Below are 24,277 nucleotides of genomic sequence, written 5' to 3' on the forward strand. Positions count from 1 at the left end.
GGCTGACCTGGCTTATGCTGCCTGAAGCCGCGCCATTCTTTTACAGTTGTATGCGAGAGCAACGAGTGTCCATTCGGTCGTGACTTTTGCAAGGCCACGCAGGCTGAATTTTCTGAAGCCCATGATGCTTTTGATAATTCCAAAGACCGGCTCCACGGTCTGTTTTCGTCGTCTGTAAAGATCTCCGGCTTCTGTAGTTTCCAGCCTGTCCTTCATGGCAAGCCGCCAGGGTTCGGTTATCCGGCGTGGCTCCCTTTCTGCGGGCCGGGGTCGGAAGTCGTAAGGTCTGCGGGCACAGGGCCGTCCAATGGCGACCAGCGGATCAATGCCCTTTTCCCGCAGTTTCCGGACCGCCTGCCCGCTGGCGTAACCGGTATCGGCGAGCACTGTCTTTGGGAGACCGATTGTGTCTTCCATCGACAGCACCGTGTCGGCAAAGGACGGCGCATCCGCTGATGTGGCGACAACGTCGGTTGTCACGATCAACTGGCTGCCTTCGGCGCACACCACGGCCTGGGCATTGTAAGCCTGCCGGAACTCGTGGGCGTCCGAACGCCGCATGAGGCGGCTGTCGGGATCGGTCAGACTGATCTGTCGGTCGGGTGGTGGTTCATCATCGGGCGGTTTGGGCGCCCGGCCGCGACGCCCTGTTTTCGCATCATAAGCGGCTTTCTTCTTCTCGTAGGCCGGTCGCGCCGTTTCAGCCTGCGCCTTCGCATCAGCTTCCAGCCGGGCGCAGGCTTCGTCCAGCTTCGCTTTCAGCGTTTCCCGCCGGGCAAGCTCTTCCGGCAATGCCTGCGGATCTCTGTCTGTGACGTCCGCATGCTCCGCCTGGTCCATCAGTTTCGCGATATCCACAGCCAGCTGTTCGCGCAGCGCCCTGATCCGGTCGTAGCGCACCGAACGGTATTTCGATGCGTCAGCATCGATTTTCGTGCCGTCGATCGACACCACGCCCAGACGCAGCAGACCCGTCTCGCGCGCCAGAAGCAGGACCTGCGCAAATGCAGCTTCAATGGCTGTCCGGTTCGTCCGGCGGAAGGTCGCAATCGTATCATGATCCGGATGCAGGTTCGCCGCCACGAATCGCACCCCGATGTCGCGATATGTCGCCCGCTCGATCCGGCGTGAGGAAAACAACCCGTTCGCATAGCTGAAGATCAGAAGGGCCAGCATCAGGCGCGGATGATACTGCGCCTTGCCTCCCGTGCGCACTGGCACGCAGAACGCACTCATCGGAACCCGCTCAACGGCGGCTACAATGAAATGCGCCATATCATCAGCAGGAAGCCACGACTTCAGATCAGGCGGCAGAAGATACGGCTGAGACCGGTCAAACGGGATGAAGCTGCTCATCACACCACCTTACAATCGCCCCCCTTCACAGGGTACCCCAACCCGACAGGCTGCTAGAAGGAAAATATATTGATTTTCCGCGATCATCGCCATGATGGTTAACGAATATCAACAAAACCCCTGTAATTTCCGTCCGCAACACCGCCACAAAAAATAAATACAAATATAAATAATAAAATTATTCATGAAAAAGAATCTGCATTTCGTGCCCCCTTGACGAGGCAAGCATCTCTTCCAATCTTGCTTTCGCCGGACGCCATCGGGTCCGGCATAGGCTCTGTGAGCCAGACAACTGGAGTCCATGTTGCTTTAATCGGAGGATGTGGATGTCGACACTGAAAGGACTTTATTCCCGCTATCGCCGCTCCCTGCGCACAGCCGCCCGGAGATGGCGCAACCGACTGGAGGGAGGCGTATCATGGTAACGCGCCCCCTTTTTGGAGACGATCCGCTCGCTCCGCGTGTCTTCTCCGTGCTCTGCCGCCTCGGTCATGACGGACGTGGCGTGACGCTAACGTCTCTGGTGGCCCATACCGGTATACCGGGGATCAGACTTCGCTCCACGCTGGAACGCCTGGTCCAGGCGGGCGCGGTCGCCCCTGCCGGGTGTGATCCCCTGGCGTCTGATCTCGCGTTCCGTCTCCCCCTACGGGCAAGAGCCGCACCGCCAGTTTCGATCGCCGCGTAAGGCACCGACCGCGCCGGGTAGATCAGAACGCCTTCTCCGAGCGGAAATGCCATCTTCCCTGGAACGACCGCAGGAATGAGAGGGTGGAGCGGGGCCTTCCAGCGGAGGTCCCGCGTTTCTGAAGATGACGTCAAAAGCAGCGAGAACAGGGAGATGTCGAGTTTTATCCATTTTCTCAACCTGAAGGCGCTTCAGCACTATTGGAATAACCATCCCCCCGTGCCCCGTTCACTCGGGACAATGCGGCCAGTTTGGTCGCATTCCGCGGGAGAGACGGAGCGAGCGGAACGGACGGCCAAGCAACCTCGGCGCCTTCGGCAGAGGGAGAGACCACACGTCGCTGTCGGTCTCGTCCTCATGCTGCTGGTCGGAACGGCCTCGCCGGCATCGGCTCATGCGCCGCATGATGTGCTGTCGTGCGAGACAGAAAAGCAGCCGGTGAACATTCCATCCATGCCACTGGCCCGCGCCATTGAGATATTAGGCCGCCAGTCAGGGTGCCCGATCCTTGTCGACCCGATCCTTATAGACGGTCGGACCTCCGCAGCCGTCAAGGGCGCCTATACGCCTCAGGCCGCTCTCCTGCATCTGTTCGGGTCCGTGCATGTCGACGTCACCGCCACTGTTTCGGGCTTGAGCGTCAGCCCTCTGGATGCGACGGCTCTGACATCGGGCGACACGCGCGCCAGCCTGAGGACTGCATCATGACTCTTCACACGGACAGGCCGAACAGAATTATGTCGCTTCCGACCGTTCGGATCGGTACAGAGCTGGCGGTCCTGCTGGCCGACTATCTCGGCGACCAGGAAAAAAACCAGGGATATGACGGCCTCATGCGTCGGGCGGCCGACCACCGGATTTACGATCGGGTTTCTCGCTGGAGAACCGCGTCAGACCCGGAAGCGACGACCGTCGCCGTGGTCCGAAAACTCCTGCCTGTCGCCGACCGCACGCACATGGCCAAGGCCTTGGGCTGGTCGTTGGGAGACCTCGAAAACCAGCTGACATCGGCCTTGCCAAAGGCCGTGCGAGACCATGCCAGAACATTGTCCTGTCGTCTGCCACGCTGGCACCGGCTCTGACCCGGATGTGCGCCGGAAGGGCCACGAGCCCTTCCGGAGACTGATTCAATCCGCATGGGGGTTCGCATCCACATCCGAGGGATCAAGCGGTTCGACCAGTCCTTCCTTGTCCGGATCAATTGGTGGCTCCTCTTCGTCCGGCGCCGGACGCGGGCGCTGTTCCTTCTCCCGAGAAGGAAGCGGAGGCGGTTCGAACGGGCGGTGAGCGCCCATGATCCGTAACGTGTCCTGCATGGGGACATTCTCCATCGCTAAAAGAAAAACGAGACCCAGGACGTGGGAACTATAACTCAATTAATAGATGGGAAAACGGCTATGGAAGACCTCTCCATGAAACGTTCCTGGCAGAGCAGGGACTGGTCCCGCTTCATCAAGCTGTTCAGGGGCCTGACATTCTACGAGCGTTTTGAACAGGCGATCATTCTGACCCTGATTGCGCTCATCATGCTGGTCACCGCCATCGCGACGATTCATCTGATCGGCGCGGTATGGCATCTGGTCGTCGATGTCGGAATCGATCCGATCAACCAGACGATCTTCCAGGCGATTTTTGGCGCGATCTTTACTGTTATCATCGCTCTTGAGTTCAAACACTCCCTGCTGGTCGTTCTTGCCCAGCATGAGAACGTCATCCGGGTGCGGACCATCGTCCTGATCGCCCTCCTGGCGATTGCCCGCAAATTCATCCTGCTGGATCTGCATGATGTGACTGCCATGGAACTGTTCGCTCTCTCGGCGGCTGTTCTGGCGCTGGGCGTCGTCTATTGGCTGGTCCGCGAGCAGGATGCGCGTGTCGCGCGCGATGCCAAGGAACAGGCGCATCTCGAAGATAATCCTGCGGCCGGCTGTGAGCCTGAACGGTCTTCATCCTGAAGAATCGAGGTAAAGGCGGTCTATAACGCCGCCTTTACTCAATCCCCACTACGTCCCGTGCGATGAGGACGTCTTCTTCGCCGTCTCTGACCCTGACGGTGCCAGATGATCTGTGTCGATGGGCCGGAACGGCGGAATGGGTTGTCCGGGATAATAGACCGGCCCCTTGTAGTTCTGATCCAACTGGCTTGCGTTTAAGCTGTCGACCAGCATATCACCTGTGCCGTCTTCGTAATGAGTGCGAGCCCCGGTTTTGGGGATTGTGGACGTTCCCTCAGTCGCCCTCGCATCGAACGATGTTGCAGCCGTCCGGACAATATCACCAGCATGTGCGACCGACTGGCTCAGTAGAGACAAGCCCAGAGCAGCGCACGACAGAGATATTTTCATCCTCTTCATGCTCATGACCTTTCGAGATTCTTCCCCGGTCGGATGAATGGCCGGGGAAGAGTTTTCGTCACGCCATCAGGCTGCCTCTTTCCGCGCCTCGATCTGGGGCACGGCTTCCTCCGCACGTGTTGTAGAGGAGGTAATCGCGATACGACGCGGCTTCATCGCTTCGGGTATCTCACGTTTCAGGGTAATGGACAGAAGTCCGTTCTCGAAGTGCGTATCGGTGACTTTCATATGCTCGGCCAGATCGAAGCGGCGTTCGAATTCTCTGCCCGCAATACCCCGATGGAGATATTCGGCGGCGCTTTGCGGCTCTTGCGCCTTTCGTCCTGTCACGACAAGAGTATTACGCTCCTGTGTGATCGTAAGGTCATTCTCGGCAAGTCCGGCAACCGCCATGTCGATCCGGTAATCATCCTCACCGGTCTTGACGATATCGTAAGGCGGCCAGTTATCGACCGTCGGAATCCGGCTGGCGAGATCAAGGGCATTGAGCATTCTGTCAAAACCCACGCTCGAACGGAACAGGGGAGCAAAATCAACGGTGGCTCTCATAGCCATATCCTCCTTTGAGCAACATGGACACAAGATCAAAACTGATAGTTCTGTCTGCCGACCCCTTCGGCGGCCGGCAAATTCAATCTGGGAACTCCGTGCATGGTGTCAAGAGGCATCAAAAATGCAGAAAGGCTGGTTTGGGCTTCCTCTATCGTTCGCGTTTTCATTGCCTGCGCGTCTTCGCGAGTGAGACGGACCCATGCCCGTTTCACGAGCATCGTGCTATAAAGCATCGTCGCGTGTTCAGAGTGGACCAGGAGAATGCCTGATAGCGTCAGATGGAAGTTGCGGGCCGCGGCTTTCGCCGCGACCATGCTGAGTGCCGCTCCGGCGGAGGCCAGGCCGTGGATTTATGCTGGACCTCCAGTTGTCGTTCCACCACCAGTCGTGGTCGCGCCGCCACCTCCGCCTGTCGTGATTGCACCGCCTCCCCTCACGATCATTCGCCCCCCACCACCGGTGCCACCCTACGAAATGGTGCCATTGCCACGCCGAGGCTATGTCTGGGAGCCGGGCCGCTGGTTCTGGACTCCGCGCGGCTACATCTGGCGGAGAGGCTGGTGGCGGCGCTGGTGAACTCTGCCGTCTATGATGCCGCGAAGACCCGTTGAACTCTTGCATGCTTTCCGTGATAAAGAGCCTCGCGTAACGGAGGGGAACCTCTACCAACGCGAGCGACCACATCGCGTGCAAGTTGGGCCACGCCCAGCACGGCGCTCGGCTCACCTGGTCTCCAGGCGGCGTTTTGGGGCAGAAAAACCAAGGGGCTTACCTGCCCCGTCACGATCCGGCCCGATGGTAAAAGCAGGTGTAGCAACGCCGTGAATTACGCGGCGCTCAACTGACGATTCCGTGCTTCTGACGCCTCACCTCATTCACAAAACCCTCAGAATAATTAATAGTTATTCATCATATCACCGAATGTTCTGCTTTTGTCGTCCGCCGGATTACGCCCGGATACGCCAGAGTACGCACACGCCGACAATTGCCGACACCAGTACTATTGTCCCACCTCAAAAGTACAATGTGCTCGCCTTGAAGTATTCGTTTTTTATGCCCCATGATCTGGTTCTCTCCAGACGGAAAAGGCAGGACGATGACGGACAAGGATCGCACGGCGACGACTGGGCCGATCGCGCCGGCCAATGATAACAACCCATCGGGAACCTCATCCGATCCGGCGATGAAAGCGCGGATGGACGAACTGGTATTCATCCTCGCCAGGATGTTGGGACGCCAGATCGCCCGCGAGGAATTCGAACGGCGGCTGGGTGAGATTGACACCGCCAACGACAACGATCCGTCGGGCCGCAGTACGGCAAGTCGGGAGGAACCGGATGAATGATGCCCGTCCTATCCATGGGACCATTTCAGGGAGGCCGGTATCACCCACTTTTGCGCTTCCTCTATTCGTACAAATGTATTACGTTTGTCATGCAATCAGGAGGAAGCCATGTCCGCCGTGACGTTCCGTGTCGATGACGCCCTCAAATCCGCCGCTGTCGCCAAACTCTCCGCGCACGGCCTGTCTCTCTCCGACGTCCTGCGCGATACCCTGGCCTATATCGCCGAGACCGGCCAGCCACCGGTCAAGCGGCGGCTTGTGACCGACGAAGATGCAAGTATGCTGATCGAAATCGTCCGAGAACGCCTCGCCGATCCCGCCCCCCGCCACCGCATGACGCTGGCGGAACTCAAGGCCCGCCATCCGGATGACTGAATACGCGATCGAATTCGATGATCGCGCACTTCGGGAATGGGACGGGCTTGACGGCAGCATTCGCAGGAAGTTCGAGAAAAAGCTCGAAAAACTGGTTCTGAACTCGCATTCTCCCGGTAACGAACTGCACGGCGATCTCGCGGGATTCTACAAGATCAAACTGCGCCAGGACGGCTACCGCCTCGTCTATCAGGTCGTGGAACAGCGGATCGTCATTTTTGTCATCGCGGTCGGACGCCGTGAGGACAGCGAAATCTACACGACGGCAACCGGGCGCATCCCGGAGACGCCAGCCGACCGGATAAAACAGCCCAGCGGCAAAAGTCGCAAAAGGTAAAGCTTACGAAAAACCACCTGTGGGGAAAAGCCGCCATGACCCGTGTCGCACTCTATGCTCGCTATTCCTCGGACAACCAGCGGGCGGCTTCTATCGAGGACCAGTTCCGCCTCTGTGAAGAGCGCGCCGCGCGCGAGGGCTGGCAGGTGGTCGATTACTATCGCGACGCGGCCATCTCCGGGGCCAGCATGATCCTGCGTCCCGGCATCCAGACCCTGCTCCGCGACGCCCAGGCCGGGCAGTTCGACATCGTGCTCGCTGAAGCCCTCGATCGCGTGTCCCGCGACCAGGCCGACGTCGCCACCCTGTTCAAGCGCCTACAATTCGCCGGCGTCACTATTGTCACCCTGGCGGAGGGCGAAATCAGTGAGCTTCACGTCGGCCTCAAGGGCACGATGAACGCGTTGTTCCTCAAAGACTTGGCCCTGAAGACCCATCGCGGCCTGCGCGGCCGGGTCGAGGCGGGTAAATCCGGCGGCGGCCTGTGCTACGGCTATCGCGTCGTGCATCAGATGGACGTGCGAGGCGAACTGATCCGGGGCGACCGCGAGATTGACGACGCACAGGCGGAAATCGTCCGCCGCATCTTCCGTGAGTTCGCGTCCGGACGCAGCGCGCTTGCCATCGCCGGCCGCCTGAACGACGAAGGTATCCTCAGCCCCACGGGCGGCAAATGGAACAATACCACCCTACGGGGCAACGCCCTGCGTGGCACCGGCATTCTGAACAACGAGCTTTATATCGGCCGGCTGGTGTGGAACCGGTTGCGCTACCTGAAAGACCCGCAGACCGGCAAGCGCGTGTCCCGACTCAATCCGCAATCGGAGTGGATCGTCACCGAGGTGCCGGACCTACGGATCATGGATGATGATCTCTGGCAGGCCGTCCGTGCCCGGCAGGCGCTGATCGCTGAGAAGAGCGTGAACATCAGTGCCGGCATCCGGGCGTCGATCAACAAGCTCAATGGCCAGCGCCGTCCAAAATCGCTCCTGTCGGGGTTGGTGTTCTGTGGGGTATGCGGCGGTCCCTGCTCGATCCGGGGCGGCGACCGATTCGCCTGCTCCACCCACATGGACAACCGCTCCTGCACCAACAGGACCACGATCCGTCGCCCGGAACTGGAAGACCGCGTGCTGTCGGGTCTCAAGGACCGGCTGATGACGCCGGAAGCCGCCGCCGAGGCGATGCGCGCTTATGTGGAAGAAACCAATCGCGCCAACCACGAACGCCGCGCCAGCACGGCCGGCTGGCAGACGGAACTGACCAGGCTGCGCAAGGGGCTGAAACAGATGCTCCAGGTGATCGAGGATGGCGGCTATACGCGCGGCATGGTCGAGCGCATGCGCGAAATGGAGGCCCGTGAGGATGAACTGGTCGCTATGCTTGCCGCCCAGCCGCAGGACGTGCCCGATATCCATCCCAACGTCGCCGGGATCTTCAAAAACAAGGTCGAACGGCTGGCGGAAACCCTGAACCATCCCGAGGACCGTCAGGATGCCTCCGAGGCCATCCGCGCGCTGATCGAGAAGATCGTGCTCCATCCCGGCAAGGGCCGGGGCGAGATGCACGCCACGCTCCATGGCGAACTCGGAAACCTGCTGGATTTCGCCGCCTCACGCGGTCAGGGGACCAAAAACACGAACACTCCCGGAGCCAGGGCTCCGGGAGTGTCGGTATCGGGTATTGCGGGGACCCACAACCGAAGAAAACTGCGCTCTGCCAGTAATGAGCAGGCTACATTGGTTGCGGGGGCCTGCAACCGAAGAAAATTGCTGCTTGTCAGCGGGTTCGTTGAAAGGCTCGTTGCATGACATAGTCGATTGATAAACAGTCGTTTTAATCAATATTTTGTCTCGCCTCAGCCTTGCCGGTCAGACCGTGTCAGTCAGCCAGTCCTCCGTTCGAAGACCCTCCACCCGCTGAAATTCCCGCAGATTGCCGGTCACCACAATCAGCCCTTTGCTCCGGGCATGCCCGGCAATCATGAGATCATACGGACCTATGATACGGCCATTCCGTTCAAGAACAGCCCGAATGTCCGCCGTATGGGCAGCCGCTTCACTGTCGAATGGCAGGACCGCCAGCCTTGCCGCGAAGTGCTCAACGTCGCGTCTTGTGCCTACGGGATCGGACGAGCGTTCCGCGCCATAAAGCAGCTCATACAGAACCACGTCCGAGATGCAGAGTTCCTCCGCACAGCTGTTGAACCTCGGACGCAACCCCTGTGGCCGATCCCGCAACACCCGGATACAGAGGTTCGTATCCAGCAAGTAACGCAGCATTCAGAGCGCCTCACGTTCCTGCATGGCCGGCTGGTTTCGCTCCCCCAGATCCACCCCAGGAGCCGCAAAGAAATCATCCCACGCCGCATCGGCCGGAGCAATGATCCGCCGCGACCCTTCGGACACGATGACGACGTCACGCACCTGCTCCCCGAAGGCAACCATCTTCGGCAGACGCACCGCCTGTGAGCGGTTGGATAGAAAGAGTGTCGTACGGGTCAGCATCGGATATCCCTCCCTATGGATATATATTATGTATATCCTATTTGGACGTTGATGTCCCGTATTTTTAGGGTCTTACGCACCGAATGCATACAAGCGGGCCAGATGATACAGTGGACCTTCCGCCCGCCCCATGATGGTCTCGCTCTCCTCTCTCCCTGAAAGACAAAAAGACAGCAGTCATGACAGACAGGCCACGAACGCGGAGCGACGCTTTCGCTCGGGCAGAAGAGCGGGGGCGCCACCTGGCAGCCACCATTCTGTCAGGTCCGGACATGCTGACGGGTGAGGTTTTTACCCACCGTCTTGGACTGACTATCTCAGACCTGCGTGATCTGGAACAGGCCCATACTATCCTCGTTCTGCCAGGGGCCTCACCACGGAAATCGCGCTATCCGGCCTGGCAGATCAATGCGATGGGACAGCCCTTCCCTGTCCTGCCCGCACTTTTCGATACGCTGGGCGATAGCGGATGGACCATTTACCGCTTCCTGACGCAATCTCATCCCGAACTTGCGGGTCAGACAGCCTTGGAAGCGCTTCGCGAAGGCAGGGACGCACTGGTCGTCAGGCTTGCCCGCAGCATTGCCGAAGGCACATGCGTCTAATCGCCCTTACCTATCGGGCCTCTTCACATCATCCCTCCCACATCCTGCGGCCCCACAACGCGAAGCGTTATCCCGACAGTCCGGCAGCCGGTGTCATGGCAAAGCGACATTCTCTCACCCTTTTCCGATTACGCCTATTTACGCCGCGTCCCGCCCTTCTACCCGGGTCAGTTCTCAGTGAAAATTAACAGCCGGTTGGATGCAGGCAGACACAAGCCATACGATAGTTCTGGACGCGTCAATCAGACTACATGCCGATTCTGTATTGCGGCGGGGCTGGCTCTGGCCACGGCGGCGACCCATCTTCCCTTCAGGCGCCTGTATGATGATTCGATGAACGGATGGACCGTCGATCCCGCGTGCCCAGTGGCATGCCTCAGCTAACCGATAGGCTATGAACCGGCCAATGCTCGCCGGTATGGCCTGGTGAAACAGAAAGGATCGTAATGGATGCGCGTTCTTGGACATCCCTGAGCGTACGTGAGGAATTCGTGTGCTTCAAAGCACGCAGGCCGTTCTGCTACGGCATCACGAATTACATCGCCGCCACCCTGTCGGCCAACCTCCTGCTAGCGGTCGGGACCGGCGCGCCAGCCCACGATCAGGTCGTGTGGGATTTTCTGACGTTCCGTCCGACCGCGATCCGGGATAATGCTTCGGAACTGATCGCCCTGGCCGACGGCACAGGTAGCGGGCGCGGTATCGGTACCACGTTGACATCCGATCAAGCCCAACCTTTTCTTCAGAATCTGGCCGCGCGCACCAGCACGATTGCCGCAGTCAGCGGTCCGGTGGACTATATCACCGATGGTGTGACCACTCTGACCCTTTCCGGGGGAGACGCTCGCCTGACACTTATGTCACCGGGGCGGGGCGCACTAGGCGCTTACAGCGGCGTTATTGCCAACGCGGGATCCAAGCCAGAAGCGGTGGCTGCGGCCCATGCGCTGTATGCCGAAGCCGCGCATAGAGCCAGTGCAGCCCGCGAAACCGTCAGCTTCGCGATCGCGTTTATCGATCATCTCTCCGTGATCGAGGTTTATTTGCCTCAGGATCCCTAAAAATAGGTATCTAGTCCTGATCGTGCATATACCTGCTTATTTTTACGCAATCGATGCTGGGACATGGAGCGATTACGGATCCTGCCATGCATGCTAAAATAAAGACCGACAACCAGCAGGGTGCTGACCAGACAGTTGCCCATGCCCAGCAACCCAACGCCAAGGAAATGCCCATTGCGCCCAAGCAACCCGGAAAGCGGGGTCACACTGGCCTGTGATATCATCCACGCCCCACTGCACAGGGTCGCCAGCCTGCCGCTCGAATCCATGCGGCAAGCGATGCCGATCAGATTGGGATAAATGAAAAACCACAATGCATAATTAAGCAGGAACGCCGTGCAGAAGGCGGAAATGCTCCATGGAACGGCCTGCACGACGCAAGCCAGCGCGGTCAGGAGGACGGCGGGCGCCAGCAGACGGAAGGCTGCCCTGCCATCCCCCAGCAGCGAGCCTGCGATACACATTGCAAGGCCACCTATATTGGCAACCGCCGCAAGCCAGCCAAACGCCGTATTCGTCAATCCAGCCAGATGCCCCACATGGGCGGAAAATGGCCATATGGCCAGACTGCCACTGGTATAGAAAACAACGGCGGCAATGATGAACCGGGAATGAACACACGACCGTTCGCCTGACCGGGTTATGGAAACACGATGAGACCGGGGTATGCTCGATCGGGAGGTCGTAAACCCCATAAGGGGTAGGAGGAAAACGACCAGCAGCGCCAGAAAGCCGAATACCCCTGTCCTACCCCCGAGTGCCGCCGCCTGCGGCAGAAGCAGGCTGGCGATGGTGAACACCACGGTCTGCACGATCATGACTAGCGACAGCCTGCGTACGGGCGCATGCGACCGGGCTGAGCCGATATTGACCACAGCATTTAGCATGCCCAGTCCCGTCCCGGCCAGCAGGCGCAATGCCAGTAGTATACCATAGCTGGCCACAATGGCAGAAGCACCTTGAGCCATGACGACCATGATACCCGCCACCAGTGCCACCCGGCGCAGGTGTAGACCCGCAGCCCATGGCGAGATACCGAACATGGCCCCGGCATAGGCCACCATTTCGACCGTGCTCCAAATTCCTGCCTGAAAAGTGTTGAGGTGTAGGTCGGTCATGAGCGCACTGACCGCGAACGGTCCAAGCGAGTTCATGCTATGGGCCGCGCAGTCAGCGGCGCTGATACCCACCCATTCCCATCGTCCGGCAGTCCCCGCTGGTGCGCGAAGTTCGTTGGTACTGGTCATAGGGAACGGAAGACCTCAAAGCCAAAGCTGCGCAGTTCACCGGGATAGCGGCTGATATTGCCGTTGAAAAATTCCCCAAATGCATTAGTATACGTCAATTGATTGGTGATGTTATGCATCCAGAAGGCCACTTCAGTTTTCTTGTCCAGCGAATGCCAGGCTACGCGTACATTGCCCATAAGGACAGGTTTCTGTGAAAAAGCGTTGCGGACAAGAGCCTGCGCCTGCGCGGATGAAAGCAGCGCACCCGGTGTGGTGGGCGTGACGTCTGACCATGCCTGAAAACGGTAACGGCTGGTGTAACGCCAGTCTGTCTGGAAGGCGAAGTCACCGAATGAGACGGGCAATGTGTAACTAAGCAGCAGATTGGCGGTGACACGCGGCGCGCGCTCCAGCGGTTGTCCGGACAGATTGACCGGATTGCCGCCATTGAACGGCGTGGGCGCGCTGGCATTGGTAAAGCTGGTGTAATGGGCGTCCTGATAGGTTACACCAAATGTCGCGAGAAAATTGTCCAGCGGTCGTACCTGCCCCTCGAACTCGAAGCCGTTGGATACGGCGCTGGCGGCATTGGTGGTGTGCGTACCGGTATTTTGCAGGATCGTGACCTGCATGTTGTCGTAGTCGTAATGGAAGCCGCTCAGGTTGATCTGGGCGCGTCCCTTCCATAGCCGGGCTTTGACTCCACCTTCGTAATCTGTCAGCGTTTCCGGGTTATACAGGCTAAAATCAGACGCCGTGGCGACATAGGTATTGTAATTGCCAGTACGGAACCCCCGCGCATAGCGCAGATAGCCCATGATGTTGCTGTTGAAGCGGTATTTAAGGCTGGCGTCCTCACTGTCCCTGTTGAACGTCTTTTTCAGCGTCGGCCCGCTGATGGCGCTGCCTGTCGCGGGATCGATATAGGTGTTCGTATTGGTGTTGATGTAGGTCAGCACCCGGTCGGATGTATTATAGGGGTTGCCAGCCTGCGTGGCATAGGCCCACGCCTCGCCATTGGCCTGACGGGTTTCCGATGTGAAACGCGCGCCGACATCCAGCGTCAGCCTGGGCATCAGGTCAACCGAAATGGCGGAAAATACGGCTGCATCCTGCGTGTTGATATTGAAACTGGACGCGTTGCCGCCCGCGCCAAAATCAACCGGGCTGTAGAGTGGCTGCTGGCTGTAGGACTGGGTCAGGTTGCGCATGTAATAGACACCGCCGATGTAGCGTATCTTTTTGCTCTGGGGCGATGCGACGCGGATTTCATTGCTTAGCACACGCGCGACGCCGCCGATGTTTTCCTGATAGTCGATCGGGGCAGGACTGGCGTCATCGTCGGAAAAGACATTGAAGTGATTCCATTCCAGCCCGAAAATATCCGTCAGTGTCCAGCCATGGGCAAAGGCGTACTGCGCATTGACCGACAGCCCCGACCGGCGCGTTGTCGCGTCACTCCGGCCATTGTTCTGCAGGTTGCGGGCCGATGTCTGGGCATAGCCCTGATCATCCTTTCCCCCGGCCAGCAGGCCCACATGGTCCAGTTCCACATCGGTCTTGTTGCGCCCGATATGACCTTTGACGAGTATGCTCAGATTATCAGTGGGCTTGGCCAGTATCTCGCCACGCATGTCGTAATACTGGTAACCGTTGGCATCTTCCTTCCGGTAACTATCATGGTATTGGCCGGAAAAATCCTGGTTGGTGATGGCAAAGCGCGCCATCAGGCGATCCTTGACAATAGGGCCGCCAATCGCCCCTTCCTCCCCCAGCCGCCCATAATTGCCAGCCGTGCCCCGCACGTAGCCGTCCAGATGATTGGTGGGTCGTTTGGTATAGTAATTGACGGTGCCCGCTGTGGTATTCTTGCCCTGCAATGTGCCCTGCGGGCCACGGAATACCTCGACATGGTCCAGATCATAGATCGGTACCCCCTGCGAGGCCCCACTGTCCAGAAACACGTCATCTTCCGACACGCCGACCGCCGTGGTCATGTTGGCCGAGAAGTCATTCGTGCCGATACCGCGCAGACGATAGCGCGGATTGGCGGAGCCTGATGTGGTTTCGGCCATAAGCCCCGGTACGTCATGGGCCAGGGTCAGGGCATCCCGCACGCCCGTAGTCTGCAATGTGTTGCCGGACAGGGCGACGATGGAGGCAGGAATGGTGCTTGATCGCTGGGTCCGCCGCGTGGAGCGGACGGTTATTTCCTCCACGCCGCCTGCGTCTTTCCTTGCCGGTCTGCCGCTGGCCATCGTCGTTGCGGGAGCATGGCGCGGCGATTTTGCCCGTTTTGCGGCGGGTTGGGTATCGGTCAGGTCTGCCGCAAAGGATGCACAGACGCAGAGCAGCGTGCCAACCGAAAGGGCGAAGGCGAATGTCGTCACATACGACAGGGTGGGAATACGGTTCATGGCGAATGTCTCACCGGACGCTGGGAGGATAAAGGCGCGCTTCAGCCTCAAGCGTTTCTAGAGGCTTGTGATTACGGATGTATGCGTTGTGGGCATTAGGCAGGGGCTGGTAGTCCCAGTGCGTACAGGTCCCCATCGCCAGCGCGCGGCTGACCAGTTGCCGCCGTTTCTGGCTGGCAATGACATCGCGGGTAATGCGGGCATAATCCCATTTCTTGTGCGTTTCTTCCCTGAAGGCCGCCAGTATGGCTACCGCAGCATTGCTGCCATTCAGATTGCGGGTTTCATCCGGATCATCGTTCAGGTCGAAAAGCTGGTCGGGTTCGCCGGGGGTATGGATGAACTTCCATTGCCCGCGGCGAATCATGCTCACGGGCGCTGTCGTGCCTTCCCCGCAATATTCGCCAAACACGCCATCATGGCCGCCTAATCCATTCAGATGGGGAACAAGGCTGCGGCCATCGGTGCGGGGTGCAGGTGGCGCTCCCGCCAGTGTGCACAGCGTCTCTCCCACATCCACCAGCGAGACCGCATCGCGTACGATGCGGGGACGGAAAAAATCCAGGCCGCTGAATATCAGCGGCACGCGCGACGCCCCTTCATGAAACGACATCTTGTACCACAGACCGTGCTCGCCCAGCATTTCACCATGATCACTGGTGAATACAATCACCGTGTTGCGGTCCAGCCCCGTTTCCTGCAGCACCGCGCGCAGCCGTCCTACCTGATGGTCGATATAGGAAATCGCGCCGAAATAGGCCCGCCGTGCACGCAGGGCTGCCTGTGGCGTCGCTGGGTCGGCCGCAATGCCGCACGCCTCACGTATGCGGATAACGGCGGGATGAGGATCCTGTGCAAGGTCCACCTGAGGCGACGGAATGGGGACATCAGCATACCGGTCCCACCATTCCTGCCCGATATTGAACGGGTCATGTGGATGGGTGAAGGAGACCAGCATACAGAACGGTCGCCCATCGCGCGTACGGGCCAGATCATACAGCTTGCGGCGGGTGGCGAAGGCGACTTCCTCGTCATAATCGATCTGGTTGCTGCGTACGACCGGACCGGCCTGATGAACTGAATCCATGGAATGGTACCAGTCAGGCCGGATTTCCGGGTGCAGCCAGTCAGGCACCCAGCTGAAATCGGCAGGGTAGATGTCGGTTGTCAGGCGTTCCTCAAACCCGTGCAACTGGTCCGGCCCGACAAAATGCATCTTGCCCGAAAGGATGGTCCGGTACCCTGCAAGTCGTAGCCGGTGGCCGAATGTCGGGGTATCGGCGTGCCATTCACAGGCATTGTCATATACGCCGCTTATGGTGGGCAGGAGGCCGCTCATGAGCGCGGCCCGCGACGGACCGCATAACGGGCTGTTGGTATAAGCGTTACCAAACACCACGCCCTGCCCTGCCAGATCCGTCAGGTTGGGGACGATGACGGGCGATGGATCGCGACCGCCCAGAACTGCGGGCAGCAGCGCCGCCGTTAACTGATCTGCCAGCACTACAAGGAAATTGGGACGGTTGGGCTGCTGCTCGGGCATGGTTCTCTTCTCACGAATATACAACGAACTAATATAGTGGTTTGTGTTATGGACTTAATATGCGACATTAAATGTGATTTGTGATGTTGTTTTGTTCTTATATATTGTATAATTAATAATTATGACGGATTACACGGTTGATTATCTGATGGGCAATGCGCGGGTGCTCGAAGCGGCAGGCCGTCTGGGCAGTTTCAGCGCTGCTGCGGCCGAACTGGGCATGACCCAGCCCGCCGTCAGTCAGCAGATTGGCCATATCGAACGTGTCGTCGGTATGCCGCTGTTCATGCGCAGGCATCGCGGGGTTGCGCTGAATGAGGCTGGCCGCACGCTGGTCGCCGCGGCGTCGGAAGCACGGGCCACCATCAGGACCGCGCTAGAACAGGCTACGGCCGTTAGCCGGGATAGGGCCCTGAATGTGCTGACAGATTATGGTTTTGCCGCCAACTGGCTGATTTCCCGCCTGCCGGATTTTGAAAAAATCTGTCCGGGCGTAAAAATCCAGATCCTGACAACCCAAGCGCTGCAGGCCCAGCCCCCCTTGGGGATAACGGCGGATGTCTCCATCCTGTTTGAGGCTGCCGTCCGTAAATCAGGCGAAAACCGCATTACGCTGTTTGAGGAGGAAGTCTATCCGGTATGCAGCCCCGCCTACGCGCGCACCTATGGCCCTTTCACGACACTGGCTGATCTGGGACGTGCACATCTTTTGCACCTGAATGGACACGAGAACCTGTGGTTTACATGGACGGACTGGTTTGCCCGGATGGACCCGGATCAGTCAGCACGGGGCAGCCAGAAGACGGCGCGTTTCCGGACTTTTGGCAATTATCCCCTGCTGCTGCAGTCTGCCATGCAGGGGGAAGGCATCGCGCTGGGGTGGCGGCCGCTGGTTGATACCTGTCTGGAAAGCGGCGTGCTGGTCAAAGTCTGGCAGAAACCACTCAGAAGCCGCAGGGGCTATGTGCTGACGGCCCGCACACCGCGTAGTAGCCAGGCTGAGCTGTTCTGTGACTGGCTTGTCAACCTCAGCCGCATGAATATCTGACCAGAATGTCCGGCAAGAACCTGTCCAGGACTGATGGAATAGTCCAGCTCGGCTTCTTCCAGAAACTGAACTGCCCCGGGTTTACCGGAGAATAAACCCTATGGCCGATTGACCCAGCCCCCTGAAATGCCCTCGATTTGAAGTAAGGTCTGTCCACTGGAGACAGACGATGAAAAGATCACGTTTCACGCAGGACCAGATCATTGGGATCCTGAAGGAGCATTAGGCGGGCGCGACGGCTCAAGGCTCCTGAAGAAGAGAACGCGAAGCTGAAGCGGCTCCTGGCGGAGAGCGTGATGGACATCTCGACGCTGAAGGACCTGCTGACAAAAAACTCGTGACGCCCGGTTTGCGGCGGGAGGCCGTGACCTGGGCGATGACCGAACGGGATTACTCGCAGCGGTGGGCTTGCCGCCTGATCGGCATGGACCCGAAGACGTGGCGCTATGCGTCACGCCGCCCAGATGATGCCGAGGCACGTGGTCGGCTGCGCGATCTTGCGGGCGAACGACGCCGGTTCGGCTACGCCCACGCCGACGGCCGTGAAAAGCAGCAGTCCATAGCTGCCACCATCAAGGCGAAGGAGCAGGACGATCGTCAGAAGCGCCAATGCCATTATCATGGAGCGTTTCAGGCCAAGTCGCCGTTCCAGCATATGCCCAAGCGGAGACAGGCCGCCCATGCACAGGACAGGAAGTGTGGTCAGCAAGCCCAGTTCTGCGTTGGAGATGGCAAGAGTTCGTTCGATCCGGTCGAGGATGGGAGAGAGGGACGCAATTCCGGTACGCAGGCAGATACCGGCACCGAAGATCATCAGCCAGGGCAGAAGCGTTTTGGCGGAACGTGTCATGCCCTCTGCTATACATGCTGATTTTTTATCAAGCGCTCGACAGAATGCCATAGACTATCGAGGATATGCCAGATGAAGCAATCCCGATCCCTGCAGGCCAGCAGTCTTGCTGATCGCACACCGCCCACAGAGCTACGTCCAGTGCGCGTGCATGCGGAGCATCATGTGGAAGCTGCGGATGTCGAACCTCATTGTCACACTGACCTCGGGCAGCTTCTGGCGACCACGCATGGCGTAATCCGCGTCACGACCGAAGATAACCAGTGGCTGGTACCGCCCGGGCGGGCACTCCTGCTGCCACCGGGTGTGGTGCATGCTGTTCACAGCCCCAAGGAAAGCAGGCTGCGTGCCGTGCTGATTGCGCCGAAGATGTGCCGGGATTTTCTGCCAGCCTGTCGCATCATCGCCCTTACAACGCTTTTGCAGGCACTGATTGATGCGGTTGCCAGATGCCCGGCAGATTATCCCGTTCCTTCACCGGCGTCGCGCATGGTGGCGGTGCTGCTGGACCAGATCGCGTTGGCACACTCCGAACCTCTGGGTGTACCGCGTCCTTCGGATGCACGGCTGCGGCGTGTCACGGATGCGCTGATGGCCTCTCCGGCGGATGGCCGCTCACTGTCCGAATGGCAGGATGTGGCTGGGGCCAGCAGTCGGACGCTGGCCCGGTTGTTTGAAGCTGAGGTTGGTATAAGCTTCAGTCACTATCGCCGACAGGTACAGATGCAGGCCGCCGTTGGCATGCTGGCATCAGGCCTGCCAGTTGGAGAGGTCGCACATACTCTTGGTTATTCCACGGCATCCGCGTTTTCATTTGCATTCCGCAAGACTCTCGGCAGTCCACCTGGTCGATTTCGTGATCAGGTTGAATGATCTGATTATCAGTCTGTTTAAGAACGAAAGATTTTGTTCTTCGTCGAGGACATTTGGCCGCGAGGCGATAAGTCCGACCGGCAACTCTCGTCTCTCAACAGTCATAAGACGGCAGATCCATTAAGCCCGATATCGGTCATTCACGTTTTCTGCTCGACCATTGCATCGATAAATTAGGCTGGCAAAAATGGGGTTGTGTCGTCAACATTTCCAGTCTTGCAGCAGTGATATCCCACCGATGTCTCCCACCTGTTCGGCGAGTAAAGCTGCCATGAGCGCGATGATGGTTTCGATGGCAAAGGCGGTGGCTCCTGACGACGTCACGGTCAACGCCATTTCTCCGTGAACCATACACAGCGTGACATTGGACACCCGTTTCCAGGAGGTAGCAGCCCAACGGGGACTGGCGGAGAAAGATACGCCATGACCCGAGATCGAGGCTGCCGTTCTGCCAATTTTTGCACTGGTTTCTGTTGGCCATGTTGCAACACCGGAAGATATAGCGAACGCGGCAGTCTTTCTCTCAAGCCCGCTTGCTGCTTATATCACGGGAGTTAATCTGAGAGGGGGTGGAGGCATGTTTCCGGGTTTATAAACAGGCAGACGAAATGAGATCGAGCCTTTCAGTAAATTAGTATACTACACCGACATTGTATTGATCGATTACGAAATCTGGTCGGTAAATATCCTTACTTTTGGTGTCAGATGTTGTTTTCCCGGCTAAACGGCTGGAATTGGTATTTCAGGCGATAAATATTCGGACAGAGGCCACTACGCACCTGCTACGCTACGGTGAGACAGGATGACTTCCCTGAGCTTTTCGGCATCCTTCGGTGTCGCGGGGTTGTAGACGACCAGCGTCAGGTCTGGCCGGCCATCGACCGAAAATGTCGAAAGTTCGAAGGCGAAGGAGCCGAGGACCGGATGGTCGATGTGCTTAACGATATCGACGGGTGCCTCGGTGACGCTGTTCTCATGCCACATCGTATGAAATTCGGGGCTGAGCCGGCAGAGTTCCGTCACCAGGGGAGTGACCTCGTCCGCCGCGCCAGCGCGCGCTGTTTCGATCCGAAAAGCACCCACCACATAGCGTGCCATGCTTTCCCAGTCGGGCTGCATGGCGCGGGAGCGCGGGTCGAGGAAGATGATCCTGAGGATGTTGCGTTCCGCTGGCGGCAGGGCGCTGTAATCCCCCAGCATGATGGTGGCCGCCCGGTTCCAGGCCGGGACGTCCCAGGTTGCGGTCCGGATCACCGCCGGGCTGGGATCCAGTGCGTCTAGCACGCGTTGCAGGCGCGGCGTGACGGTGCCGTTCTTACGATACCGCGCATCGGGTGGGCGCCCGAGGCCGAGAAGGAACAGATGCTCGCGCTCGACGTCGGTCAGCATGAGGGCGCGGGCTATCCGATCCAGCACGTCGGCTGACGGGGCACCACCACGCCCCTGTTCCAGCCAAGTGTACCAGGTCGGGCTGATGTTGGCCCGCTGCGCGACCTCCTCACGCCGCAGGCCTGGCGTGCGGCGGCGTTCCGAGGGAAGGCCGAAGGCAGCCGGATCAAGCTTCGCGCGGCGATCTTTCAGCCAGGTACCGAGCCGCTTTTCGACGTGCTGGTGCTCGCTCATCCTGTTAATCTTTATAATACGATAAGGTCACTACTTTACCAGAATAGGGCATGGACCGAGATTTGTCTTCATCTGAAAACGGGAGACTTAGCTCATGCGTGTATTCGTCACCGGCGCCACCGGATTTATCGGTATGCCGACCGTTAGGGAACTGATCGCTGCCGGCCACGAGGTACTTGGTCTGGCCCGTTCGGATGAGGGGGCTCAATCGCTCGCCGCCATAGGCGCTGAGGTGCAGCGCGGTGCGCTCGAGGATCTTGACAGTCTGCAAAAGGGTGCGGCGGCTTCGGACGCCGTGATTCACTTTGCGTTTATTCATGACTGGTCGAACTTCCTGGCAAGCTGCGAAACGGATCGTCGCGCCATCGAGGCAATCGGGTCCGCGCTTGCCGGCTCCAACAAGCCGTTTCTTGCCACGGGAGGACTGGCGGGACTGGCGCCACCCGGCCAGTTAGCGACCGAAAAGGATGTGATTCCCTCGGACTTCCCGTTCCCGCGCGTGTCCGAGCAGACGACGCTGGCGCTGATTCCGCAGGGTATCCGCGCTTCAGTGGTGCGTCTGCCGCAGGTCCATGACCGGGCCAGGCAGGGACTCATCACGCCGCTGATCGAGACGTTTCGTCAGAACGGCGCCTGCGTCTATGTGGGCGATGGGAGCAATCTCTGGCCTGCGGCGCATGTGCTCGATGTTGCCCGTCTTTACAGACTGGCTATCGAAAAGGGGGCGACAGACACCGCCTGGCATGCGGTTGCCGAAGAGGGCGTGGCGATGCGCGATATCGTCGAGACGCTCGGCCGTCGCCTGGACCTGCCGGTCCGATCGATCCTGCCGGATGAGGCACCGACTTTCTTCGGGCGCTTCGCGATGTTCGCAGGCTTCGACATGCGGGCCTCCAGCGAACTGACGCGGCAGGTATTGGGATGGGAGCCGACCGGTCCGGGACTGATTGCCGATCTTGCACAGCTTAAAGTCGTGGACTGATGCCTGCGGAGAAGGACGACGGTTTATGACCGAAACGGGAATGGTGCTGATAACAGGCGGTTCGGGTTACTTTCTTTCGACGAGATCGGGCGTGTCCTTTTTAAACCCGCTTACCGTTTCCAGGATCCGGGCGAGCGCGGCTGGGTCGGATGAACCCTGGCCATCCCGGCGCGGCGTATACGGAGTCTCCAATCGCTTTACTTCATCGTCGGTGAGGCCGATCGAGAGCGCCGCGATGGTATCGTCAATATGCTTCTGAATTGCCCCGGGTTTTGTGGAGACGTTTTTTATCTGATTTAAGCGGCTAATGCATGTGATTTCTGTTGTGCATAAAAGCGTGCCTCAGCTTCTGCTGGCGGGATGTTTCCAATGGAGGACAGGAGCCGCCGATTATTGAACCAGTCGACCCATTTAAGTGTTGCCAGTTCAACAGCTTCCCTGTTTTTCCATGGCCCCTGCCGATAGATGAGTTCGGTTTTGTAAAGTCCGTTAATGGTCTCTGCCAAGGCGTTATCATAGGAATCCCCAACACTGCCGACAGAAGCAACGAGCCCCGCTTCAGCCAGTCTTTGCGTGTAGCGAATGGACACATATTGACAGCCGCGGTCGGAATGGTGGATCACTTTTCCCTCAGGCTGCCTCTGGCACAGAGCCTGCTCAAGGGCATCCAGTACGAAGTCGGTATGAGCCGTTGAGGAGACACGCCAACCCACAATAACCCGTGCAAAGACGTCAATGATGAAGGCCACATAAACAAAGCCCTGCCAAGTGGAAACATACGTGAAATCCGAAACCCACAGTCTGTTGGGGGCAGGAGCATGAAACTGGCGCTGCACCAGATCCTGCGGACACGGACGTTGCGGATCAGGCCGTGTGGTTCTGACCCCCTTGCCACGAATGACGCCTTTCAGCCCCATCCGGCGCATCAGCCGCTCTACCGTGCAGCGGGCGACATCCAGGCCTTCACGTCTGAGCTGATGCCAGACCTTGCGCGCTCCATAGACGCAGAAATTATCATTCCACACTCTACGGATGTCATCGCACTGCTCTTTGTCTTTCTGGCTGCGCACACACGGATTTTTCTGTCTCGCCCGATAAGCATAATAGGCAGATGGTGCAATCGACAGAACCCTGCAGATTGACCCGACACCATATGTCTGCCGGTGCTCCTCAATGAAGCGTGTCATGGCTTGAAGATGCGGTCGAGCTCCGCCTGGGCAAAATATGCCGACGCCTTACGCAGGATTTCATTGGCCTGCCGCAATTCGCGGTTCTCTCGCTCCAGTTGCCTGATCTTCTCTCGATCAGGCAGGTCACTCACCGCAGGCGCATTGGCACGTTCATGCAGACGGGTCCATTTTGACAGCGTGTCAGGATGAATATCCAGCTTTGGCGCTATCATCATCACCGCGGACCACCGCGAAGGATGGTTCTTCTCTTCCTCCAGAACCATGCGGGCTGCACGTTCACGAAACTCAGGCGGAAAACGCTTCGATTTGGTGCTCATGAATCCTTCTTACCTCTCGGGTCGTTCCGTCTCCACAAAACCCGGGGCAATTCAGCTCGCCGTTCTCGTCGCTCTGCAGGATCAATGCGTCTTCAGGCGTGCTCTGACCCAGCCACTGGCGCTGCGCCTTCTCATAGGCGAAGCCGTCATCGGTATAACGGCCGTCCTTCCCGGCTTCACCGAACAGATCTTCCTGCCAGGCGATCCGGCAGCTTTTTGCAATGGCGTCATCAAACGAGGCCTCGATTGCATAAAAACGGTCCTGCCGCAGGGCTGACGCAATCCGGTCCCAATCGGGGATGGCAGCACCGGGTTCCCAATTTCCGTCGGGCTGTTGCTCGCCCTCATCTTCGCAGGCTTCGACATCCTCGGGCGGCGACGAGCCAACCGGAAACCCGAAATGGCCCCAGACCTGTTCCTGCAGCGCGGTTGACGCAAGGGCGATGCTCGCCAGTTCACGATTGCCAGGACCCTTGCCCGCCTCGATCCATGCAAGAATCTCAGGCAGGATGGCAGACAGGCGGCCGATCTGCTTCAGCTGCACCGGTGTGAGCATCAGCGCCTTGCAGATCGCGGTGTCATTCCACTTTTTTTCCTCCCGGAGCCTGGCGACAACCCGCCACTGTTCAACCTGGGTCATGGGCTGACGGATCATGTTCTCCGACGCGGCACGCATCCGGTCCAGTTCCGCATCATCGCCTGCCACCGTCACCTGAATGGTTTTCAGGCCGGCCTTGACCGCGGCACGCCGGCGGCGATGCCCTGCAACGATCATCAGGCCGCCCGGGGTTTCGCGGACCAGGGGCGGGTGGATGATCCCGACGGCCTTGACGTTCAGCGCCAGCTGGCGCTCTTCCGCCTCGTTGGGCGCGGATTTCCGCGGGTTTTCGGGGTTGTCGAGCAGGGTTTTTGGATCAACTTCGCGCAGTTCCATGGTTTTTCCTCCGTGTTCTCAGGACGCCTTTCCTGATGCACCCTGGCGGCCAGCACCGGGCTGGCGGGGCAAGGGCGCCGCGCAGCGGCGG

The 24,277-nt window shown here is 58.9% G+C and carries 28 protein-coding genes, 1 pseudogene and 1 other annotated feature; of the genes and pseudogenes, 15 read left to right on the plus strand and 14 right to left on the minus strand.

Annotation, left to right across the window (positions count from 1 at the left end; translation table 11 throughout):
• Positions 1-12: 12 nt before the first annotated feature.
• Positions 13-1,356, minus strand: coding sequence for an IS1182 family transposase (locus tag R5N89_RS14735; protein ID WP_233043190.1), 1,344 nt, complete (start codon positions 1,354-1,356; stop codon positions 13-15).
• A 1,045-nt stretch (positions 1,357-2,401) separates the two neighbouring features.
• Between R5N89_RS14735 and R5N89_RS14740 the strand changes: the two genes are divergently transcribed.
• Together R5N89_RS14740 and R5N89_RS14745 are read left to right on the plus strand one after the other, a co-directional pair.
• Positions 2,402-2,752 (plus strand): hypothetical protein, encoded by a 351-nt coding sequence (locus tag R5N89_RS14740; protein ID WP_244192283.1) that lies wholly within the window; start codon positions 2,402-2,404, stop codon positions 2,750-2,752.
• Positions 2,753-2,781: 29 nt separating this feature from the next.
• Complete coding sequence (locus R5N89_RS14745) at positions 2,782-3,126, plus strand: hypothetical protein (RefSeq protein ID WP_239019534.1); 345 nt, start codon at positions 2,782-2,784, stop codon at positions 3,124-3,126.
• Between the two features lie 45 nt (positions 3,127-3,171).
• Here R5N89_RS14745 and R5N89_RS14750 read toward each other — a convergent pair whose 3' ends face one another.
• Complete coding sequence (locus R5N89_RS14750) at positions 3,172-3,360, minus strand: hypothetical protein (protein ID WP_010511790.1); 189 nt, start codon at positions 3,358-3,360, stop codon at positions 3,172-3,174.
• Between the two features lie 81 nt (positions 3,361-3,441).
• Between R5N89_RS14750 and R5N89_RS14755 the strand changes: the two genes are divergently transcribed.
• On the plus strand, positions 3,442-3,999 hold the full coding sequence (locus tag R5N89_RS14755) for a phosphate-starvation-inducible PsiE family protein (protein WP_029335933.1): 558 nt from the start codon (positions 3,442-3,444) through the stop codon (positions 3,997-3,999).
• 465 nt (positions 4,000-4,464) lie between these two features.
• On the opposite strand, the gene R5N89_RS14760 is transcribed toward R5N89_RS14755, so the two are convergent.
• The gene (locus tag R5N89_RS14760; RefSeq protein WP_110570050.1) at positions 4,465-4,947 is read right to left on the minus strand and encodes an Hsp20 family protein; all 483 of its coding nucleotides are present in this window, start codon (positions 4,945-4,947) and stop codon (positions 4,465-4,467) included.
• A gap of 35 nt (positions 4,948-4,982) precedes the next feature.
• Positions 4,983-5,264, minus strand: coding sequence for a hypothetical protein (locus R5N89_RS14765; RefSeq protein WP_010511784.1), 282 nt, complete (start codon positions 5,262-5,264; stop codon positions 4,983-4,985).
• Positions 5,265-5,424: 160 nt separating this feature from the next.
• Between R5N89_RS14765 and R5N89_RS14770 the strand changes: the two genes are divergently transcribed.
• The 5 genes from R5N89_RS14770 to R5N89_RS14790 all read left to right on the plus strand — a co-directional run bounded on the left by R5N89_RS14770 (position 5,425) and on the right by R5N89_RS14790 (position 8,818).
• A complete protein-coding gene (locus R5N89_RS14770) occupies positions 5,425-5,526 on the plus strand; it encodes a YXWGXW repeat-containing protein (protein WP_124296136.1) in 102 nt (33 codons plus the stop codon).
• A gap of 520 nt (positions 5,527-6,046) precedes the next feature.
• Positions 6,047-6,295: a hypothetical protein gene (locus tag R5N89_RS14775; protein WP_010511782.1), complete on the plus strand. Its 249-nt coding sequence runs from the start codon at positions 6,047-6,049 to the stop codon at positions 6,293-6,295.
• A 108-nt stretch (positions 6,296-6,403) separates the two neighbouring features.
• The gene (locus R5N89_RS14780; protein WP_110570048.1) at positions 6,404-6,670 is read left to right on the plus strand and encodes a type II toxin-antitoxin system RelB/DinJ family antitoxin; all 267 of its coding nucleotides are present in this window, start codon (positions 6,404-6,406) and stop codon (positions 6,668-6,670) included.
• Positions 6,663-7,007 carry a type II toxin-antitoxin system RelE/ParE family toxin gene (locus R5N89_RS14785; RefSeq protein WP_010511776.1) on the plus strand — a complete coding sequence of 115 codons (345 nt, stop codon included), beginning with the start codon at positions 6,663-6,665 and terminating at the stop codon, positions 7,005-7,007. The genes R5N89_RS14780 and R5N89_RS14785 overlap by 8 nt, the downstream gene beginning before the upstream one ends.
• A gap of 35 nt (positions 7,008-7,042) precedes the next feature.
• Positions 7,043-8,818, plus strand: a complete 1,776-nt coding sequence (locus R5N89_RS14790; RefSeq protein ID WP_110570047.1) for a recombinase family protein — start codon at positions 7,043-7,045, stop codon at positions 8,816-8,818.
• Between the two features lie 60 nt (positions 8,819-8,878).
• On the opposite strand, the gene vapC is transcribed toward R5N89_RS14790, so the two are convergent.
• Positions 8,879-9,289: a tRNA(fMet)-specific endonuclease VapC gene (vapC, locus tag R5N89_RS14795; RefSeq protein WP_010511772.1), complete on the minus strand. Its 411-nt coding sequence runs from the start codon at positions 9,287-9,289 to the stop codon at positions 8,879-8,881.
• Positions 9,290-9,514 carry a type II toxin-antitoxin system VapB family antitoxin gene (gene vapB, locus R5N89_RS14800; protein ID WP_010511771.1) on the minus strand — a complete coding sequence of 75 codons (225 nt, stop codon included), beginning with the start codon at positions 9,512-9,514 and terminating at the stop codon, positions 9,290-9,292. It abuts the gene before it with no gap.
• Between the two features lie 272 nt (positions 9,515-9,786).
• On the opposite strand from vapB, the gene R5N89_RS14805 reads away from it, so the two are divergent.
• Together R5N89_RS14805 and R5N89_RS14810 are read left to right on the plus strand one after the other, a co-directional pair.
• Positions 9,787-10,119, plus strand: coding sequence for a recombinase family protein (locus R5N89_RS14805; protein ID WP_010511770.1), 333 nt, complete (start codon positions 9,787-9,789; stop codon positions 10,117-10,119).
• 446 nt (positions 10,120-10,565) lie between these two features.
• On the plus strand, positions 10,566-11,180 hold the full coding sequence (locus R5N89_RS14810; RefSeq protein WP_110570046.1) for a hydroxyethylthiazole kinase: 615 nt from the start codon (positions 10,566-10,568) through the stop codon (positions 11,178-11,180).
• On the opposite strand, the gene R5N89_RS14815 is transcribed toward R5N89_RS14810, so the two are convergent.
• The 3 genes from R5N89_RS14815 to betC all read right to left on the minus strand — a co-directional run bounded on the left by R5N89_RS14815 (position 11,177) and on the right by betC (position 16,369).
• Positions 11,177-11,998 (minus strand): hypothetical protein, encoded by an 822-nt coding sequence (locus tag R5N89_RS14815; protein WP_146220230.1) that lies wholly within the window; start codon positions 11,996-11,998, stop codon positions 11,177-11,179. The two genes, R5N89_RS14810 and R5N89_RS14815, sit on opposite strands and share 4 nt — an antisense overlap.
• A 425-nt stretch (positions 11,999-12,423) precedes the next feature.
• A complete protein-coding gene (locus R5N89_RS14820) occupies positions 12,424-14,826 on the minus strand; it encodes a TonB-dependent receptor (protein ID WP_010510938.1) in 2,403 nt (800 codons plus the stop codon).
• Positions 14,827-14,836: 10 nt separating this feature from the next.
• On the minus strand, positions 14,837-16,369 hold the full coding sequence (gene betC, locus R5N89_RS14825; RefSeq protein WP_110560939.1) for a choline-sulfatase: 1,533 nt from the start codon (positions 16,367-16,369) through the stop codon (positions 14,837-14,839).
• A 121-nt stretch (positions 16,370-16,490) separates the two neighbouring features.
• On the opposite strand from betC, the gene R5N89_RS14830 reads away from it, so the two are divergent.
• The gene (locus tag R5N89_RS14830; protein WP_110570044.1) at positions 16,491-17,417 is read left to right on the plus strand and encodes a LysR substrate-binding domain-containing protein; all 927 of its coding nucleotides are present in this window, start codon (positions 16,491-16,493) and stop codon (positions 17,415-17,417) included.
• A 169-nt stretch (positions 17,418-17,586) separates the two neighbouring features.
• Positions 17,587-17,943 (plus strand): annotated as a pseudogene (locus R5N89_RS14835) (IS3 family transposase); the annotation flags it as partial.
• Here R5N89_RS14835 and R5N89_RS14840 read toward each other — a convergent pair.
• Positions 17,869-18,318: an MFS transporter gene (locus R5N89_RS14840; protein WP_354680724.1), complete on the minus strand. Its 450-nt coding sequence runs from the start codon at positions 18,316-18,318 to the stop codon at positions 17,869-17,871. The pseudogene R5N89_RS14835 and the gene R5N89_RS14840 sit on opposite strands and share 75 nt — an antisense overlap.
• Positions 18,319-18,339: 21 nt before the next feature.
• On the opposite strand from R5N89_RS14840, the gene R5N89_RS14845 reads away from it, so the two are divergent.
• Positions 18,340-19,140, plus strand: coding sequence for a helix-turn-helix domain-containing protein (locus R5N89_RS14845; RefSeq protein WP_239019527.1), 801 nt, complete (start codon positions 18,340-18,342; stop codon positions 19,138-19,140).
• A 201-nt stretch (positions 19,141-19,341) separates the two neighbouring features.
• On the opposite strand, the gene R5N89_RS14850 is transcribed toward R5N89_RS14845, so the two are convergent.
• Positions 19,342-19,512: a hypothetical protein gene (locus R5N89_RS14850; RefSeq protein WP_208624725.1), complete on the minus strand. Its 171-nt coding sequence runs from the start codon at positions 19,510-19,512 to the stop codon at positions 19,342-19,344.
• Positions 19,513-19,639: 127 nt separating this feature from the next.
• Here R5N89_RS14850 and R5N89_RS14855 point away from each other — a divergent pair, with 127 nt between their 5' ends.
• A complete protein-coding gene (locus R5N89_RS14855) occupies positions 19,640-19,735 on the plus strand; it encodes a hypothetical protein (RefSeq protein ID WP_254058052.1) in 96 nt (31 codons plus the stop codon).
• A gap of 176 nt (positions 19,736-19,911) precedes the next feature.
• Here R5N89_RS14855 and R5N89_RS14860 read toward each other — a convergent pair whose 3' ends face one another.
• Positions 19,912-20,763 (minus strand): helix-turn-helix transcriptional regulator, encoded by an 852-nt coding sequence (locus R5N89_RS14860; protein WP_110560941.1) that lies wholly within the window; start codon positions 20,761-20,763, stop codon positions 19,912-19,914.
• 94 nt (positions 20,764-20,857) lie between these two features.
• On the opposite strand from R5N89_RS14860, the gene R5N89_RS14865 reads away from it, so the two are divergent.
• Complete coding sequence (locus tag R5N89_RS14865) at positions 20,858-21,745, plus strand: SDR family oxidoreductase (protein WP_110560942.1); 888 nt, start codon at positions 20,858-20,860, stop codon at positions 21,743-21,745.
• Between the two features lie 296 nt (positions 21,746-22,041).
• Here the strand turns inward: R5N89_RS14865 and R5N89_RS14870 are convergent.
• A protein-coding gene (locus tag R5N89_RS14870; RefSeq protein ID WP_110570043.1) for an IS3 family transposase occupies positions 22,042-23,252 on the minus strand; the annotation gives its coding sequence in 2 pieces (ribosomal slippage) (positions 22,042-22,967 and positions 22,967-23,252; 1,212 coding nt in all).
• Positions 22,858-22,974, minus strand: a sequence feature (AL1L pseudoknot). It overlaps the preceding gene by 117 nt.
• Positions 23,221-24,186, minus strand: coding sequence for a ParB/RepB/Spo0J family partition protein (locus R5N89_RS14875; RefSeq protein ID WP_244192282.1), 966 nt, complete (start codon positions 24,184-24,186; stop codon positions 23,221-23,223). The genes R5N89_RS14870 and R5N89_RS14875 overlap by 32 nt, the downstream gene beginning before the upstream one ends.
• Positions 24,187-24,277 lie beyond the last annotated feature (91 nt).

The organism is Komagataeibacter sucrofermentans DSM 15973 (assembly GCF_040581405.1).
In the GTDB taxonomy this organism is placed as follows: Bacteria; Pseudomonadota; Alphaproteobacteria; order Acetobacterales; family Acetobacteraceae; genus Komagataeibacter; species Komagataeibacter sucrofermentans.

Bases quoted from the DNA above. Each gene is read 5' to 3' on its own strand.
- R5N89_RS14735 (WP_233043190.1), bottom strand. From the start codon at position 1,356: ATGAGCAGCTTCATCCCGTTTGACCGGTCTCAGCCGTATCTTCTGCCG.
- R5N89_RS14830 (WP_110570044.1), top strand. From the start codon at position 16,491: ATGACGGATTACACGGTTGATTATCTGATGGGCAATGCGCGGGTGCTC.
- R5N89_RS14820 (WP_010510938.1), bottom strand. From the start codon at position 14,826: ATGAACCGTATTCCCACCCTGTCGTATGTGACGACATTCGCCTTCGCC.
- R5N89_RS14740 (WP_244192283.1), top strand. From the start codon at position 2,402: ATGCTGCTGGTCGGAACGGCCTCGCCGGCATCGGCTCATGCGCCGCAT.
- R5N89_RS14785 (WP_010511776.1), top strand. From the start codon at position 6,663: ATGACTGAATACGCGATCGAATTCGATGATCGCGCACTTCGGGAATGG.
- R5N89_RS14810 (WP_110570046.1), top strand. From the start codon at position 10,566: ATGGATGCGCGTTCTTGGACATCCCTGAGCGTACGTGAGGAATTCGTG.
- vapB (WP_010511771.1), bottom strand. From the start codon at position 9,514: ATGCTGACCCGTACGACACTCTTTCTATCCAACCGCTCACAGGCGGTG.
- R5N89_RS14775 (WP_010511782.1), top strand. From the start codon at position 6,047: ATGACGGACAAGGATCGCACGGCGACGACTGGGCCGATCGCGCCGGCC.
- R5N89_RS14845 (WP_239019527.1), top strand. From the start codon at position 18,340: ATGAAGCAATCCCGATCCCTGCAGGCCAGCAGTCTTGCTGATCGCACA.
- R5N89_RS14865 (WP_110560942.1), top strand. From the start codon at position 20,858: ATGCGTGTATTCGTCACCGGCGCCACCGGATTTATCGGTATGCCGACC.
- betC (WP_110560939.1), bottom strand. From the start codon at position 16,369: ATGCCCGAGCAGCAGCCCAACCGTCCCAATTTCCTTGTAGTGCTGGCA.
- R5N89_RS14805 (WP_010511770.1), top strand. From the start codon at position 9,787: ATGCTGACGGGTGAGGTTTTTACCCACCGTCTTGGACTGACTATCTCA.
- R5N89_RS14750 (WP_010511790.1), bottom strand. From the start codon at position 3,360: ATGCAGGACACGTTACGGATCATGGGCGCTCACCGCCCGTTCGAACCG.
- R5N89_RS14875 (WP_244192282.1), bottom strand. From the start codon at position 24,186: ATGGAACTGCGCGAAGTTGATCCAAAAACCCTGCTCGACAACCCCGAA.
- vapC (WP_010511772.1), bottom strand. From the start codon at position 9,289: ATGCTGCGTTACTTGCTGGATACGAACCTCTGTATCCGGGTGTTGCGG.
- R5N89_RS14790 (WP_110570047.1), top strand. From the start codon at position 7,043: ATGACCCGTGTCGCACTCTATGCTCGCTATTCCTCGGACAACCAGCGG.
- R5N89_RS14815 (WP_146220230.1), bottom strand. From the start codon at position 11,998: ATGATCGTGCAGACCGTGGTGTTCACCATCGCCAGCCTGCTTCTGCCG.
- R5N89_RS14755 (WP_029335933.1), top strand. From the start codon at position 3,442: ATGGAAGACCTCTCCATGAAACGTTCCTGGCAGAGCAGGGACTGGTCC.
- R5N89_RS14770 (WP_124296136.1), top strand. From the start codon at position 5,425: ATGGTGCCATTGCCACGCCGAGGCTATGTCTGGGAGCCGGGCCGCTGG.
- R5N89_RS14840 (WP_354680724.1), bottom strand. From the start codon at position 18,318: ATGGCATTCTGTCGAGCGCTTGATAAAAAATCAGCATGTATAGCAGAG.
- R5N89_RS14780 (WP_110570048.1), top strand. From the start codon at position 6,404: ATGTCCGCCGTGACGTTCCGTGTCGATGACGCCCTCAAATCCGCCGCT.
- R5N89_RS14745 (WP_239019534.1), top strand. From the start codon at position 2,782: ATGTCGCTTCCGACCGTTCGGATCGGTACAGAGCTGGCGGTCCTGCTG.
- R5N89_RS14860 (WP_110560941.1), bottom strand. From the start codon at position 20,763: ATGAGCGAGCACCAGCACGTCGAAAAGCGGCTCGGTACCTGGCTGAAA.
- R5N89_RS14760 (WP_110570050.1), bottom strand. From the start codon at position 4,947: ATGAGAGCCACCGTTGATTTTGCTCCCCTGTTCCGTTCGAGCGTGGGT.
- R5N89_RS14765 (WP_010511784.1), bottom strand. From the start codon at position 5,264: ATGGTCGCGGCGAAAGCCGCGGCCCGCAACTTCCATCTGACGCTATCA.